The 14523-nt window shown below is 63.1% G+C and carries 13 protein-coding genes; 10 read left to right on the forward strand and 3 right to left on the reverse strand.

Translation table 11 applies throughout. The annotated features are described in order from the left end of the window. Nucleotides 1-99: 99 nt before the first annotated feature. A complete protein-coding gene (locus ACSQ8R_RS06240) occupies nt 100-411 on the reverse strand; it encodes a helix-turn-helix transcriptional regulator (RefSeq protein ID WP_436255391.1) in 312 nt (103 codons plus the stop codon). 93 nt (nt 412-504) lie between these two features. On the opposite strand from ACSQ8R_RS06240, the gene ACSQ8R_RS06245 reads away from it, so the two are divergent. The 8 genes from ACSQ8R_RS06245 (at nt 505) to ACSQ8R_RS06280 (ending at nt 8597) form a co-directional block, all read left to right on the forward strand. Beyond that, complete coding sequence (locus tag ACSQ8R_RS06245) at nt 505-3426, forward strand: monovalent cation/H+ antiporter subunit A (protein WP_436255392.1); 2922 nt, start codon at nt 505-507, stop codon at nt 3424-3426. Continuing rightward, a complete protein-coding gene (locus ACSQ8R_RS06250) occupies nt 3426-3764 on the forward strand; it encodes a Na+/H+ antiporter subunit C (RefSeq protein ID WP_046630827.1) in 339 nt (112 codons plus the stop codon). The genes ACSQ8R_RS06245 and ACSQ8R_RS06250 overlap by 1 nt, the downstream gene beginning before the upstream one ends. Further along, nucleotides 3761-5392 (forward strand): monovalent cation/H+ antiporter subunit D, encoded by a 1632-nt coding sequence (locus ACSQ8R_RS06255; RefSeq protein ID WP_436252560.1) that lies wholly within the window; start codon nt 3761-3763, stop codon nt 5390-5392. The genes ACSQ8R_RS06250 and ACSQ8R_RS06255 overlap by 4 nt, the downstream gene beginning before the upstream one ends. Then, on the forward strand, nt 5392-5868 hold the full coding sequence (locus ACSQ8R_RS06260; RefSeq protein ID WP_436252561.1) for a Na+/H+ antiporter subunit E: 477 nt from the start codon (nt 5392-5394) through the stop codon (nt 5866-5868). Before ACSQ8R_RS06255 ends, ACSQ8R_RS06260 begins: the two co-directional genes overlap by 1 nt. Beyond that, complete coding sequence (locus ACSQ8R_RS06265) at nt 5865-6146, forward strand: K+/H+ antiporter subunit F (RefSeq protein WP_436252562.1); 282 nt, start codon at nt 5865-5867, stop codon at nt 6144-6146. Before ACSQ8R_RS06260 ends, ACSQ8R_RS06265 begins: the two co-directional genes overlap by 4 nt. Next, on the forward strand, nt 6143-6544 hold the full coding sequence (mnhG, locus tag ACSQ8R_RS06270) for a monovalent cation/H(+) antiporter subunit G (RefSeq protein ID WP_436252563.1): 402 nt from the start codon (nt 6143-6145) through the stop codon (nt 6542-6544). The genes ACSQ8R_RS06265 and mnhG overlap by 4 nt, the downstream gene beginning before the upstream one ends. 137 nt (nt 6545-6681) lie before the next feature. After that, nucleotides 6682-8085, forward strand: coding sequence for a PLP-dependent aminotransferase family protein (locus ACSQ8R_RS06275; protein ID WP_436252564.1), 1404 nt, complete (start codon nt 6682-6684; stop codon nt 8083-8085). 131 nt (nt 8086-8216) lie between these two features. Continuing rightward, entirely contained in the window at nt 8217-8597 is a 381-nt protein-coding gene (locus tag ACSQ8R_RS06280) for a DUF983 domain-containing protein (RefSeq protein ID WP_436252565.1), read from the forward strand. A gap of 6 nt (nt 8598-8603) precedes the next feature. Here the strand turns inward: ACSQ8R_RS06280 and ACSQ8R_RS06285 are convergent, their stop codons facing one another. Continuing rightward, complete coding sequence (locus tag ACSQ8R_RS06285; protein WP_436252566.1) at nt 8604-9746, reverse strand: NAD(P)-binding domain-containing protein; 1143 nt, start codon at nt 9744-9746, stop codon at nt 8604-8606. 220 nt (nt 9747-9966) lie between these two features. Between ACSQ8R_RS06285 and recQ the strand changes: the two genes are divergently transcribed. Beyond that, entirely contained in the window at nt 9967-11826 is a 1860-nt protein-coding gene (gene recQ, locus ACSQ8R_RS06290; RefSeq protein WP_436252567.1) for a DNA helicase RecQ, read from the forward strand. A 14-nt stretch (nt 11827-11840) separates the two neighbouring features. Here the strand turns inward: recQ and ACSQ8R_RS06295 are convergent, their stop codons facing one another. Then, complete coding sequence (locus ACSQ8R_RS06295; RefSeq protein ID WP_436252568.1) at nt 11841-12992, reverse strand: ROK family protein; 1152 nt, start codon at nt 12990-12992, stop codon at nt 11841-11843. Between the two features lie 210 nt (nt 12993-13202). Here ACSQ8R_RS06295 and ACSQ8R_RS06300 point away from each other — a divergent pair, with 210 nt between their 5' ends. Then, nucleotides 13203-14510 (forward strand): extracellular solute-binding protein, encoded by a 1308-nt coding sequence (locus ACSQ8R_RS06300; protein ID WP_436255393.1) that lies wholly within the window; start codon nt 13203-13205, stop codon nt 14508-14510. Nucleotides 14511-14523: the final 13 nt, after the last annotated feature.

The following is a 14523-nucleotide window of genomic DNA, read 5'->3' on the forward strand; positions in this document are numbered from 1 at the left end:
TTGACAATTCCGAGTTTTTTCCCTTCCAGCCGAGGCTGGAAGGCGCGCGGGCTCGGACACCAACTGGCGACGCCGGGTCGGAGCCGCGCTTCGCTCGACCTATTGCGGCGTCTGGACGGATTTCGGACAGACGCCGAAGTGGCCGCCTTCCATATGGACGAAGGCAACGCCGCCCTCCTCGAAGGCGAGGCGAAGCTGCGCCTCCGTCGCGCGGTGAAGGTCGTGCCGGCTGCCTTCGTAATCGCGGATGGTGCTGCGCGACACGCCCGAACGGTCGGCCAGATCGGACTGCGTCCAATCCAGAAACCCGCGGGCGGCGCGGCACAAGGCCGGCGTCAAAATTGCGTTCTTTGCGGCTTGACCCATCTCACCAAACTGCCCATATTGGTCAATATCTTTCATATATGGCAATTTGAGTTCGATTGCTAGATGGAGCATTCGCAGGCATCTTCGCATCACGCGCTTTCGCGAATGTGCCGCACATAGAAAGGCCGGAGCATTGGGATAACGTCAGGACCATATCTTCTTCTTATCCTTCTGGTCCTGCCTTTCCTCGGAAGCCTGGTCTCCGTATCTCTGCTGCGAACGCGCTCGCGCGTCCTGCCGTCCTGGGTGGCCGGTGCCACCGCGTTTCTCTGCCTGGTGATCGTCGCGGCCTTCTATCCGAGCGTCACCAATGGCGGGATCTTGCGCTTCGAGGGCACATGGTTGCCGCAGCTTGGGCTTAACTTCACCCTTCGCATGGATGGTTTCGCCTGGCTTTTCTCCATGCTGATCGCCGGCATCGGCTTTCTGGTGGTCGTCTATGCCCGCTATTACATGTCGGAAGACGATCCGGTCCCGCGCTTCTTCTCCTTCCTGCTCGCCTTCATGGGCGCGATGCTCGGCATCGTCATCTCCGGCAACGTCATCCTTCTGTCGGTATTCTGGGAACTGACCAGCATCTTTTCCTTCCTGCTGATCAGCTACTGGCACAACAATGCCGCCGCCCGCGATGGCGCCCGCATGGCGCTGACGATCACCGGGATCGGCGGGTTCTGCCTGCTGATCGGCCTGCTGCTGCTCGGCAACATCGTCGGCAGCTACGACCTCGACAAGATTCTCGCCGCCGGTGACGTCATCCGCGGCCATTCCCTCTATGTCCCGGCTCTGGTCTTCATCCTGCTCGGCGCCTTGACCAAGAGCGCCCAGTTCCCGTTCCATTTCTGGCTGCCCAATGCCATGGCGGCGCCGACCCCGGTCTCGGCCTTCCTGCATTCGGCGACCATGGTGAAGGCCGGCGTCTTCCTGCTGGTGCGCTTCTGGCCAGCCCTGTCGGGAACCTATGAATGGTTCTATCTGGTCGGGTTGGCGGGCATCATCACGCTTCTACTCGGCGCCTATTTCGCCATGTTCCAGCAGGACCTGAAGGGCCTGCTCGCCTATTCGACGATCAGCCATCTCGGCCTCATCACCACGCTTCTGAGCCTCGGCAGTCCGCTGGCGACTGTCGCGGCGATCTTCCACATGGTCAACCATGCGACGTTCAAGGCATCGCTGTTCATGGCCGCCGGCATCATCGACCACGAGACCGGCACGCGCGACATGCGACGATTGAGCGGTCTTTTCCGGTATCTGCCCATCACAGGCACGCTGGCCATGGTGGCGAGTGCCGCCATGGCCGGAGTTCCTCTGCTCAACGGTTTCCTGTCGAAGGAAATGTTCTTCGCGGAAGCGGTCGAAACCCACGCGGATTCCATTCTCGACCGCATCCTGCCTTACGTGGCGACGCTCGCCAGCGCCTTCAGCGTCGCCTATTCGCTGCGTTTCATCCACACCGTCTTCTTCGGCCCCCCGTCGGCCGACCTGCCCAAGCCGAAGCCACACGAGCCGCCGCGCTGGATGCGCTTTCCGATCGATCTTCTGGTCGTCGCCTGCCTGATCGTCGGCATCATCCCGGCAATCTCCATCGGGCCTTTCCTGCAGACCGCCGTCGTCAGCGTGCTGGGCCCTGAAACACCGGAATACAGCCTCTCCATCTGGCACGGCGTCAACCTGCCGCTGATCATGAGCGCCATCGCGCTGGTCGGCGGAGCGCTCCTCTATTTCGCGCTCAGGAAATATCTCGCGACCTGCGAGGACGGCCCGCCGATCCTGCGCAACCTCAAGGGCCAGCGCATCTTCGAGCGTGTCCTCGTCGAGGTGTCCTGGCGCTGGGCCAGGACGCTGGAACGGCGCTTCGGCACCCGCAATCTTCAGCCGCAGCTTCGCTGGGTGGTGGCGACCGGTTTCCTCGCCGGATTGCTGCCGCTCTATCTCTCCGGTTTCGAAACGCGCGACATCGCCTTTTCCGGCATCGATCCGGCCTTTGCGGCGATCTGGCTGCTCGGCATCTGCCTCGCCTTCGGCACCGCCTATCTCGCTAAATACCATCGGCTGGCGGCGCTTGTCATGCTTGGTGGAGTGGGCCTGATCGTCTGCATCACCTTCGTCTGGCTCTCGGCGCCGGATCTTGCGATCACCCAGCTTCTGGTCGAGATCGTCACCACCGTCCTTATCCTGCTCGGCCTGCGCTGGCTGCCGAAGCGCACGGAGGGACTGGCTGAGTCCATCACGCTGCGCGCCCGTTTCCGCCGCTTCCGCGACCTGGCGCTCGCCGTCGTCTGCGGCATCGGCATGTCCTTCATCGCCTATGCCGTCATGACCATGCCGGTGCCGGATGCGATCGCCAACTACTTCCTCGAAAACGCCTATTCGCAAGGCGGCGGGCGCAACGTCGTCAACGTCATCCTAGTGGATTTCCGCGGCTTCGACACGCTTGGCGAGATCGCCGTGCTCGGCGTCGTGGCGCTGACGGTCTTCGCGCTGCTTCGCCGTTTCCGACCAGCCGACGACAGCATGGACCTGCCGGAGCAGCAGCTTATCCAGAACCGTTTTGACGAGGATCGCCCCGAGCGTTCGGCCGGCGATACCGTGCGCGACTACCTGCTCGTCCCCTCGGTGATCATGACCTGGCTCTTCCCGGTTATCATAACCTTTTCAGTCTATATCTTCATGCGCGGCCATGACCTGCCGGGCGGCGGCTTCTCGGCCGGGCTGACGCTGTCGATCGCCTTCCTGCTGCAATACCTGGCCGGCGGCACGCGCTGGGCGGAAGATCGTCTGCGCATTCTGCCGCTGCGCTGGATGGGGGCGGGCCTGCTGACGGCGGTTTCGACCGGCATCGGCGCCTGGTTCTTCGGTTATCCGTTCCTGACCTCGCATTTCCAGTATGTCGAGCTGCCGCTGATCGGCAAGATGCCCGCCGCCACCGCGCTGCTCTTCGATCTCGGCGTCTTCTCGCTGGTGGTCGGCTCGACGGTCCTCATTCTCGTGGCGCTGGCACACCAGTCGATCCGCATCAACCGCCTGCGGGCGATCGATGCGGCAAGGTCGGAGGAGGGCTGATGGAACTGGTTCTTGCCACCGCGATCGGCGTGATGACGGGCTGCGGCGTCTGGCTCATCCTGCGCCCGCGTACCTATCAGGTCATCGTCGGCCTTTCGCTTCTCTCTTATGCCGTCAATCTGTTCATCTTCGGCGTCGGCGGCGTGAAGACCAATGTCCCGCCAATCCTCGTCGATGGCGTTCCCAATTCGACGCTCGCCGATCCGGTGCCGCAGGCGCTGGTGCTGACGGCCATCGTTATCGGCTTTGCGACGACCGCGCTGTTCCTCGTCGTGCTGCTGGCCTCCCGGGGTCTGACGGGCACCGACCATGTCGATGGGAGGAACGAGCCGAAATGAATGGTTGGAGCCATCACCTCATTATTGCGCCGATCCTCGTGCCGCTGGTCGTGGCCGCGCTGCTGTTGCTCTTCGATGAGCGCCAGCGCGTCGTAAAGGCGATGATCAGCCTCGCATCGACGCTGATCCTGGTTGCTGTCTCGCTCGCGCTTCTGCGGATAGAAGGCGGACCGAACGATTTCAACGGTGTCTACCTTCTTGGAAACTGGGCGGCGCCATTCGGCATCGTGCTCGTTCTCGATGCGCTGTCGGCGCTGATGCTGCTGCTGACGACGCTGCTCTCGGTCGCCGCACTGGTCTTTTCGCTTGCCCGCTGGCATGCAGTGGGTGCGCATTTCCACACCATGTTCCAGCTTCTTCTTGTGGGGCTGAACGGCGCCTTCCTGACCGGCGACCTGTTCAACCTGTTCGTTTTCTTCGAGGTCATGCTGGCGGCATCCTACGGGCTGTTGCTGCACGGTTCCGGTCCGCTGCGCGTCAAGGCGGGCATGCACTATATCGCCGTCAACCTGGCCGCGGCACTTCTGTTCCTGATCGGGGTCAGCCTGATCTACGGCACCGCCGGCACGCTCAACATGGCCGATCTCGCCGCCCGCATTCCCGATATCGAGCCGGACCGCCGCATGCTGATGGAGGCGGGAGCCGGCGTGCTCGGCATCGCCTTCCTTATCAAGGCCGGCATGTGGCCGCTCTGCTTCTGGCTGCCGACGGCCTACAGCGCGGCGTCGGCCCCGGTTGCCGGCATCTTCGCGATCATGAGCAAGCTCGGCATCTACATCATCCTGCGGCTGACCATGCTGCTTTTCGGCGAGGGCCCGTCTGCCGGTTTCGGCGCCGAGGTGCTGCTCTACGGCGGGATGGCAACCATCATATTCGGAACGATCGGCGTGCTGGCGTCGCAGGCGCTCGGAAGGCTTGCGGGCTTCTCGGTTCTGGTCTCGTCCGGAACCTTGCTGATGGTGCTCGGCATCAATGACGGAGCGATCTCGTCCGGCGCACTGCTTTATCTCGTCAGCTCGACGCTGACGATCAGCGCCTTCTTCATGCTGATCGAGCTTGTCGAACGCGGCCAGGATGCCGGCGCGATCGTTCTTGCGGTGACCATGGAAGCCTATGGCGACGCGGACGAGGACGAACCGGAGGAGGGCGACGGCGTCACCATGCCCGGCACGATGGCGATCCTCGGCATCTGCTTTGCCGCCTGCGGCATCCTGCTTTCGGGCCTGCCGCCGCTCTCCGGCTTCATCGCCAAGTTCGCCATGCTGTCTGCGATGATGGGCACGGGGGCGATCGGCGTGCCGCCCACGGCGACCGTCTGGGTCCTGGTCATCCTCGTCATCCTCTCCGGCATCGCCGCGCTGATCTCCATGACGCGCGCCGGCATCCGCACCTTCTGGAGCTCGATCGAGGGAACCGTACCGCGCGTCCTCGTCATCGAGATCGTGCCGGTAATGTTCCTGCTTGCCCTGACATTGGCTTTGACTGTTCAGGCCGGACCCGCGATGCAGTACATGGACACCACGATCCGCAGCCTCGGCAACCCGAGGATCTATATCGACGCCGTGCGCAATGCGGCGCCCGTCCCCGACTACGACGGGGTAGCCTCCACCAACGCAGGGAGCAAGTGATGCTGCCCTATCCGTTGCTCACCGTGTCGCTGATCCTGATGTGGCTGCTGCTCAACGGCTTCACGCCCGGCCACCTGGTGCTCGGCATCCTGGTCGCGGTGTTTGCCTCCTGGGCGATGGCGTCGCTGCGCCCGGACAAGCCGAGGTTCGCCAAATGGTACCTGCTGCCGAAACTGTTCGGGATCGTGCTCTACGATATTGCCAAATCGAACATCGCGGTGGCGCGGATTATTCTCAGGAGCGGCCGGCGCAGCCACAATCCCGGCTTCCTGACGGTCCCGCTGGACATCGAGAACCACACGGCGATCGCGGTACTCGCCGTGGTGCTGACCAGCACGCCGGGATCGGCCTGGCTGGAATACGATTCCAACGACCGGACGGTGCTGCTGCATGTGCTCGATATCGACAACGAGGCGGAATGGCGCAACACGATCAAGAACAGATATGAGAAGCTGCTGATGGAGATATTCGCATGAGCGCCATCATTATCTTCAGTGCGGTCTCGCTTGCCCAGCTGATGCTGGCGGCGGCGATGGCGATCGCTTCGGTGCGCATGTTCCGGGGCCCACGGGCGCAGGACCGTATCATCGGCCTCGACACGCTCTATATCAACGCCATGCTGCTGCTGGTGACCTTCGGCATCGGCACCGGCCGGGTGATCTATTTCGAGGCGGCCTTGGTCATGGGCATGCTGGGCTTCGTGGCGACCGTGGCGCTGGCAAAATTCCTGATGCGCGGGGAGGTGATCGAATGATGCAGTCTGCCGCCGACATGCCCGTCTGGGCAGCAATCGCCGTCGCGTTTTTCCTGCTGATCGGTTCCGGCCTGGCGCTGATCGGCGCGATCGGCTTCCTGCGCCTGCCGACCTTCTACGAGCGCATCCACGCCCCGACGCTCGGCACCAGCTGGGGGATCGGCGGCGTCATGCTGGCCTCGATGATCTTTTTCACGGTGTCTTCGGGGCGTCCGGTCATCCACGAACTGCTGATCGGCATATTCGTGACGGTGACGACCCCGATTACCTTGATGCTCCTGGCCCGCGCCGCTCTCCACCGGGATCGTGCGGAAGACAACGGCAATGTTCCGGACAAACCGAACAAGAGCCAGGCCGCCCGGGATGTCCTGGGCGAGAGCGATACCCGGAGCGGCTAGGGCGGCCGGCAACGGTTGGCGGCTATTGTCGATATCTCCGGTCCGTGGGCTGCGGCGCAATGCCCGCTCTTTCCTGATGACAGACTCAGTGAGCAACAATATACAGTCAATCCAGGACTAACTATCGGATGTCACGGATGAAGACTTGGAAGCCTGACCTGACCCGCAGCCGATCCCCGCGCTACATGGCGATCGCCGATGTCATCGAGATGGACCTGAGGAGCGGCAACCTCGTCGTCGGTGACCGGTTGCCGCCGCAGCGCGAACTGGCCAAGCTGCTCGACGTCGATTTCACCACCGTGGCGCGCGGCTATCTGGAAGCCCAGAAGCGAGGTCTGGTCAGTTCGCATGTGGGGCGCGGCACCTTCGTGACCGGCGGTGTCGACAAGGGGCGCCGGGGTTTCGTCTCCGACGCAGCGCCGGATCCGCGGCGGGCCTCGATCGTTGATTTTTCCATGAACATGCCGCCGGAGCCGGATGACCCGGAACTGATTGCCCGGATGCAGGGAGGGCTGACTGCGGTCGCCGCCAACCTCGTGCCTTTGCTGCGTTACCAGGGTTTCGGCGGTGCCGGCATCGACAAGGAGGCGGCGGCGGCCTGGCTCAGCCGACGTGGCCTGGTTCCATCGCAGGAGCGCATCTTCCTCGCTCCCGGCGCGCATCCGGCGCTGCTGGCGATCTTCGGCATGCTGGCAAAGCCGGGCGAGACGGTGCTGTCGGAGAACATCACCTATCCCGGTATACGCTCCATCACCGCCCAACTCCGGCTGAGCCTTGTCGGCCTGCCGATGGATGACGAAGGCATTCTGCCGGCAGGTTTCGCCGAGGCCTGCGAGAGGAACAAGCCGAAGGCACTCTATCTCAATCCGATCCTGCAGAACCCGATGACGCTGACCGTTCCCGAACGGCGTCGCGAGGAGATCTGCGCTGTGGCGCGCAAATATGGCGTGCCCATCGTCGAGGACGATGCCTACGGCTTCATTCCTCTGCGCGCGCCGGCACCGCTGGCAGCGATAGCTCCGGACCTGACCTGGCATATCGGCGGGCTTTCCAAATCTCTCGGCGCCGGCCTCAGGCTCGCTTATGTCGTCGCCCCGGACACCAGGGCCGCGTGGCCGTTCGTCAGCGCCATGCGCGCCAACAACGTCATGGCGTCGCCGCTGTCGGCTGCGCTGGCCACCCGTTGGATCGAGGATGGCACGGCCGAGAACATCCTGCATTTCGTCAGGACCGAAGCGACGGCCCGCCAGGCCCTGGTCGCAGACATACTGCCGAAGGGCAGCTATCGCGGCGACCCGATCAGCTTCAATATCTGGCTGCCGTTGGCGCAGGGTTGGACCCGCTCGACGTTCGGCAGCCACATGCGCTCCGCCGGCATCGGGGTCGTGGCGAGCGACGCCTTCACTGTCGATGGCCCGGCTCCGGAGGCGGTGCGCGTATGCCTCGGCGGTCCTATCCAGCGGCCCGCGCTGAAGGCCGCCCTGGAATTCATGGGACATGCGCTGGAAAGCTCGCCCGAAATGGCCGGCTCCTTCTTCTGATCCGTCCTCTCTGCGATCCGTGGCCGGAATGCCTGCGGCATTCTGGCTAATCGACGAATTGAATGCATCAATCTATATAATGAATGCAATCAATAATCGGCTTGATCGCTTTGCTCCCAAGGACAATGATCATGGATCACGAATGGCCTCCTCTCCCGCCCATGCAGACCGGTATCCGCGGGCGCTGCCCGCGTTGTGGTCAGGGGCATCTGTTCAACGGCTTCCTGACGCTCAAGCCGAAGTGCGAAGCTTGCGGACTGGACTATTCCTTCGCCGACCCTGCCGACGGCCCGGCCTTTTTCGTGATGTGCTTTGCCTGCGTGCCGAGCGTGCTTCTTGGCGTCTGGCTGGAGGTGCAATTCCAGCCGGCCTGGTGGGTTCACCTTCTGGTGACGCTGCCCTTCATGCTTCTGACCTGCATCCCGCCGCTTCGCCCGCTGAAGGGCTGGCTGGTGGCGAGCCAATATTTTTACAAGGCGGAAGAGGGCAAGCTTGCGAGGCGCGCCGTTTAGGTCGCATCATTTGTCGCGATTGACTGGAACGCCGAGGAAAGTTGCCAATTCTCGCGCGGCCGCGCCGCCCGCCCGGTTCGCCCCGATGGTTGAAGCGGATGGGCCGTAACCGACCAGATGAATGCGCGGATCCCTGGCGACCTGCGTCGCCAGCCGGCCGGTCATAAGGATGCCGCCGCTCGCCTCGCGCAGTTGCAGCGGGGCGAGGTGGTCGAGCGAACTGCGAAAGCCCGTACACCACAGGATCACGTCGGCCCGCTGTTCGGAGCCGTCAGCCCAGCGTATCCCGTGCTCGCTGATCCCGGAAAACATCGGCAGCCTGTTCAGCGCTCCCCGTTCGCGCGCCGCCTGGATCGGCGGCGTCACGGGCAGGCCGGTGACCGAAACCACCGAACCCGGCGGAAGGCCCTGGCGGACGCGGTCTTCGACAAGCGCCACGGCAGCGCGTCCTGCCTCCGGCGTGAACGGCTCGTCGCGGAATTTCGGTTCGCGTCGCGTCACCCAGGTGGTCGAGGTGACACGCGAGATTTCATCGAGCAGCTGGATCGCCGAAATCCCGCCGCCGACCACGACGACATGCTGGCCGGCAAATTCCTCGGCCGTACGATAGTCCCGCGTGTGGAGCTGCCGTCCGTGGAAACGGTCGGCGCCGGGATAGTCCGGAATATAGGGCGATTCCCATGTGCCGGTGGCATTGATGAGACCCCGCGCCGAAAAGGCGCCGCGGTCGGTTTCCACCCTCAGCCGATCTCCCCGGTCGCAGATGACCGTCACCTTGACGGGACGATGGACGCGCAGATCGAAGGCGCGCTCGTAAGCCGAGAAATATTGCGGCACGGCGACCGATGCCTTCACCTGATCGGCGGCGGTATCGACCGCCTCGTCGAACCGCATTCCGGGGAGGTCATGAACACGGTTGGCGGTTGCAAGCGTCAGGGACGGCCAGCGGAACTGCCAGGCGCCTCCCGGCTCCGGCGACTGGTCGAAGACGACAAAATCCCTGTCCGGGGCAAGGCCGAGCTTTCGTAGATGATAGGCCGAGGACAGGCCCGCCTGGCCCGCGCCGATGACGACGATATCGACCTTGATCGCCACGCGGGCATGATCAGGTTCGCCGTCAGTATGTCGATCTGGTTGGTCTGCAGCCATGCTGGATATCGATATGAGTGAAGGGGCAGGGAGCGGGTAGACGAGGCTTATACGTCTGCGAAAGGCGCTTCAAGCCGCACGGCTTGCAAGCAGAAGTGGCAGCGGTATAGTTGCATCAGGTTTCATCCATGCCATGCCGATTTAAGCTCAATGTTCGCATACACTCGCGACGGCCGCCGGACCTGTGCCATAGTCCAGGCTTCCTCATGAAAGCGATTCCATGCAGCCGACCCAAAACCGCCTTGCTCCCCTGTTCGACAACGACGGCACGAAGAACCCGCTCGATGTGCTGAAGCGCGTCTACGGTTATTCATCATTCCGGGGCAAGCAGGCCGCCGTCGTCGAACAGGTCGTGTCGGGCGGCGATGCCGTGGTCCTGTTCCCGACCGGTGCCGGCAAGTCGCTCTGCTTCCAGATCCCCGCCCTCTGCCGCGATGGCGTCGGCATTGTCGTTTCGCCGCTGATCGCGCTGATGCGCGATCAGGTGGAGGCCTTGAAGCAGCTCGGCGTGCGGGCCGCCGCCCTCAACTCATCCCTGACGCGCGAAGAATTTCTCGATGTTCGCCGGGCGATCGTCAATGGCGATCTCGATCTTCTCTATGTGACGCCGGAGCGCATCGTCACGCCGGCTTTCAAGGAAATGATCGGTAATGCCAGGATCGCATTGTTCGCGATCGACGAAGCGCATTGCGTTTCCCAATGGGGTCACGATTTTCGCCCGGAATATCGCGAACTCGGCCATCTCGCCGAACTTTACCCCGGCGTTCCGCGCATGGCGCTGACCGCGACGGCCGACCCGCACACGCGCGAAGACATTATCGACAAGCTTGGCCTGCGGCGCGCCGAGGTGTTCACCACCTCGTTTGACCGTCCGAACATCGCCTATGAGATCGTCGAGCGCGATCAGCCGCGCCAGCAGCTCCTGCGTTTTCTGTCCCGCCACAAGGGTTCGAGCGGCATCGTCTATTGCCTGTCGCGCGCCAAGGTCGAGGACACGGCCGAATGGCTGAACGGGCAGGGTGTCCGCGCACTTGCCTATCACGCCGGCATGGACCGCAGCGTTCGAGACGCCAACCAGGACGCCTTCCTCAAGGAGGAGGATCTCTGCCTGGTCGCGACCGTCGCTTTCGGCATGGGTATCGACAAGCCGAATGTGCGCTACGTCGCCCATCTCGATCTGCCCGGGTCGGTGGAGGCCTATTACCAGGAGACGGGCCGCGCCGGGCGCGACGGTCTGCCGTCCGACGTCTGGATGGCCTATGGCATGGCCGATGTCATCCAGCGCGGCCGCATGATCGACGAGGGGACGTCGGGCAACGATATCAAGCGCGTCGAACGCGCCAAGCTCAATGCGCTGCTCGGCATCTGCGAGACGCCCGGCTGCCGAAGGCAGGCGATCCTGGCACATTTCGGCGAGGCGCATGGCGGCCAATGCGGCAATTGCGATACCTGCCTCAAGCCGGTCGAAACCTGGGATGGGACGGAGGCCGCCATCAAGGCGCTGGCGGCGATCTATCGGACCGGCGAACGCTTCGGAACGGGCCACCTGATCGACGTGCTGCTCGGAAACCGCAACGAAAAGACCACCCGCTTCGGCCATGCCGACATGCCGGTCTTCGGCGTCGGCAAGGATATCCCGTCAAAGACCTGGCAATCGGTCTACCGCCAATTGCTGGCTGCCGGGTTCGTCAGCGTCGATCATGCCGCCTTCGGCGCTATGAAGCTGGAGCCGGAGGCCCGCGCCGTCTTCAAGCACGAACGCGAGGTTCGCTTCCGCAAGGACCGCCCGACGACCGGCAAGGCATCGAGAAGCGCCTCGCCGAGCGCCGCAAGCGCCCGGTCCGCGCTGGAAGGGGCCGATGCCGAACTCTTCGAGGCGCTGCGTGTCGCGCGCCTGGCGATTGCCAAGGAGCTTGCGGTGCCGCCCTATGTCGTCTTTCCCGATACGACGCTGGTCGCCTTCGCGACTGAGCGCCCGACCAGCCGTGACGCGCTGCTTGGCATTTCCGGCGTCGGACAGTCGAAGCTCGAGCGCTACGGCGATGCCTTCCTGGAGGTGATCCGGGCGCACGAGAGATAGGCCGGCTGCCTGCGTCAATAGAACGTCGAGTGGAAAGGGGTGACCGCAGCTCCGATTGCCGATGCATCGCTGGCGATTTCCGAGATGATCAGCTTGGGGCTGGGGCGGGGTACGCCGTACCGGGGCCGGTCGTAAGAGCGGGTTCGATCGATCAGCATCTGCGCCAGATCTCGCGGCACCTGACCGCCGAAGACGATCGCCTGCGGGTCGAAGATCGCCCGGATGGCATTGACCAGGCGGTTGTAAGCTGGTGCGACCTCGTTCACCCACTCGATGACCCCTGGCCACTGCGCGTCGAAATGCCTGCGCATGTAGTTGATGGAAGGGACGTCGACGCCGTTGCGAACGAGCCTTTCGATGAGCAACTGCAGCGCCGGCCGCCGCCTGTTCTCCTCTTCGTCATAGATGCCCGAAAACTCGCCGGCATTGCCGTTGCCGCCGAGCAGCAATTCGCCGTTGCTGATCAGTCCGCCGCCAAAACCGTAGTTGAAGCTCAGATAGGCGAAATGCTTGATATGGCGCCCGACGCCGAACATCGCTTCGGCGATTGCGCCGGTATTGGCGCCATTGTGTACCCAGACCGGCTTGCCGAAAAATTCCGCCAGCAACGGGCCGAGTTCAATCAGCGACCACTCATGGAGCGGCAGGGGCGCGTTGTAGCGGGTTCCGCCGACATGAAAGCCTGCTATCGCGAACCCGATGCCGAAAAGGGCATCCGGGGAAAGCTCATTGAGTTTCTGCGCCTCCACGAGCCGCGCTCTGACCAGATCGAGGGACTGTGCCATCGTGTGTTCGCGCAGCGTCACGCTGCTTTCGGCGAGCACATTCCCGGCAAGATCCATCAGGCAGATGCCGATGACATCGGTATTGACCGAGATCCCGCAGGAATAGGCGTAGCGTGGATTGAGCCGGATCGTCGGGCTTGGTTGCCCGCGACCGACGCCGGGTTTCGGAGAGCCGAGCAAGACGACGCCGCGTTCCGCCAGCTGATCGATGATCCGGTAGACCGATTGCTGGGTGAGATCGGTATGATCGGTCACTTCGGAGCGGGAAAGGCCGGGGTGTCGCCAGATGAGCTTGAGCAGGCTGCGCTCGTTCGGAGAAACGACGCTTTCACCGGCGCGCAGGAATTGTGGTGGAATCTGAGCTTCTGGAAAATAGGCCACTGATCCACCTCCGTCGTAACAATTACCATGGAGGTGTAATAATTGCGGTTGCATGCTGGCCGCTACCTCGCGTTTACCACTGATTAGATGGAAATCCCTTTCGCGACAAGGTCTTCGCTGCGTCATTTAATTGTTACACATAAAGTGTAGTAATGCCCTCGTTCCGGTGCCGAGCTCACTCGGCCGATCCCAAAACAGGCGAGGGCAATGATGAAGATTTCCATTCTGGCGGCCGCGGCCGCCCTGATGGCGGGCGCGTGTTCCGCGCAGGCCGCCAATATCGAATTCTGGTACGGCAACACGGGGCCGGTGGAGACCGCAATCAAGGCGCAGTGCGATGCCTTCAACGCCGCTCAGTCGCAGCACAAGGTCACCTGCGTCGGCCAAGGCAGCTACGAAGTGTCGATGCAGAAGGCGATTGCCGCCTATCGCGCCAAGAACCATCCGGTGCTGATCCAGTTCTTCGACGCGGGCACGCTCGACCTGATGCTGTCGAACGCAGTTGTGCCGGTCCAGGAAATCCTGCCCGACGTCAAATGGGACAACTATATCGCCGGCGCCCGCGCCTATTACGAAACATCCGGCGGCAAGCTTTTCGCACAGCCCTACAACGCCTCGACGCTGCTGTTCTACACGAACAAGACCGAGCTCGAGAAAGCCGGCGTCACCCAGACCCCGACCACCTGGGAAGAGGTGATCGACGCCGCCCGCAAGCTGAAGGCCGCCGGCCATGCCTGCCCGTTCGTCACCGATGGCGATACCTGGCGCGTGCTCGAACAGTTCTCCGCCCGTCATGGCCTGCCGATCGCCTCCAGGCACAACGGTTATGACGGCCTCGACGCCGAATATGTCTTCAACACCACTTTCGTTGCCAAGCACCTCCAGAACCTGGTCGACTGGCGCAAGGAAGGCCTCGTCAGGCTCAATGCCGACACCAAGGCCGGCAATTACACCGCCGCCTTCAACGCCGGCGAATGCGCCATGATGGAAGGCTCCTCCGGCTCCTACGCCGCCTCCACCAAGGCTTTCGACGGCAAGTACCAGCTCACCGTCAACATGGCGCCGATGTACAAAGGTTACGAGCGCCACAACACGCTGGTCGGCGGTGCTTCGATCTATGTCATGAAGGGCCATGACCAGGCAGAGGTCGATGGCGCCAAGGCTTTCCTCGACTTCCTGCGCAAGCCGGAACAGCAGATGGCGTTTACCGCCGCCACCGGCTACGTCCCCGTCACCAACGACGTGCTCGACGCGATCAACAAGAGCGGCGACGCCAAGGCCGCGAAATACGCGACCGCTGCCATCGGCATCGAATCGATGAACCAGCCGCCGACCGCAGACAGCCGCGGTATTCGCCTCGGCTTCTACGTGCAGTTCCGCGAGATCTTCATGGAAGAAACCCAGAAGGCTTATGCCGGCCAGCAGACCATGCAGGTCTCGCTCGACAATGCCAAGAAGCGTGGCGACGAGCTGCTGCGCCGCTTCGAGCAGACCTACAAGAGCGTCAAGCTGCCTTGATCCAAGCCTGATC

It is taken from the genome of Neorhizobium sp. LjRoot104 (assembly GCF_964253725.1).
Lineage (GTDB): Bacteria > Pseudomonadota > Alphaproteobacteria > Rhizobiales > Rhizobiaceae > Neorhizobium.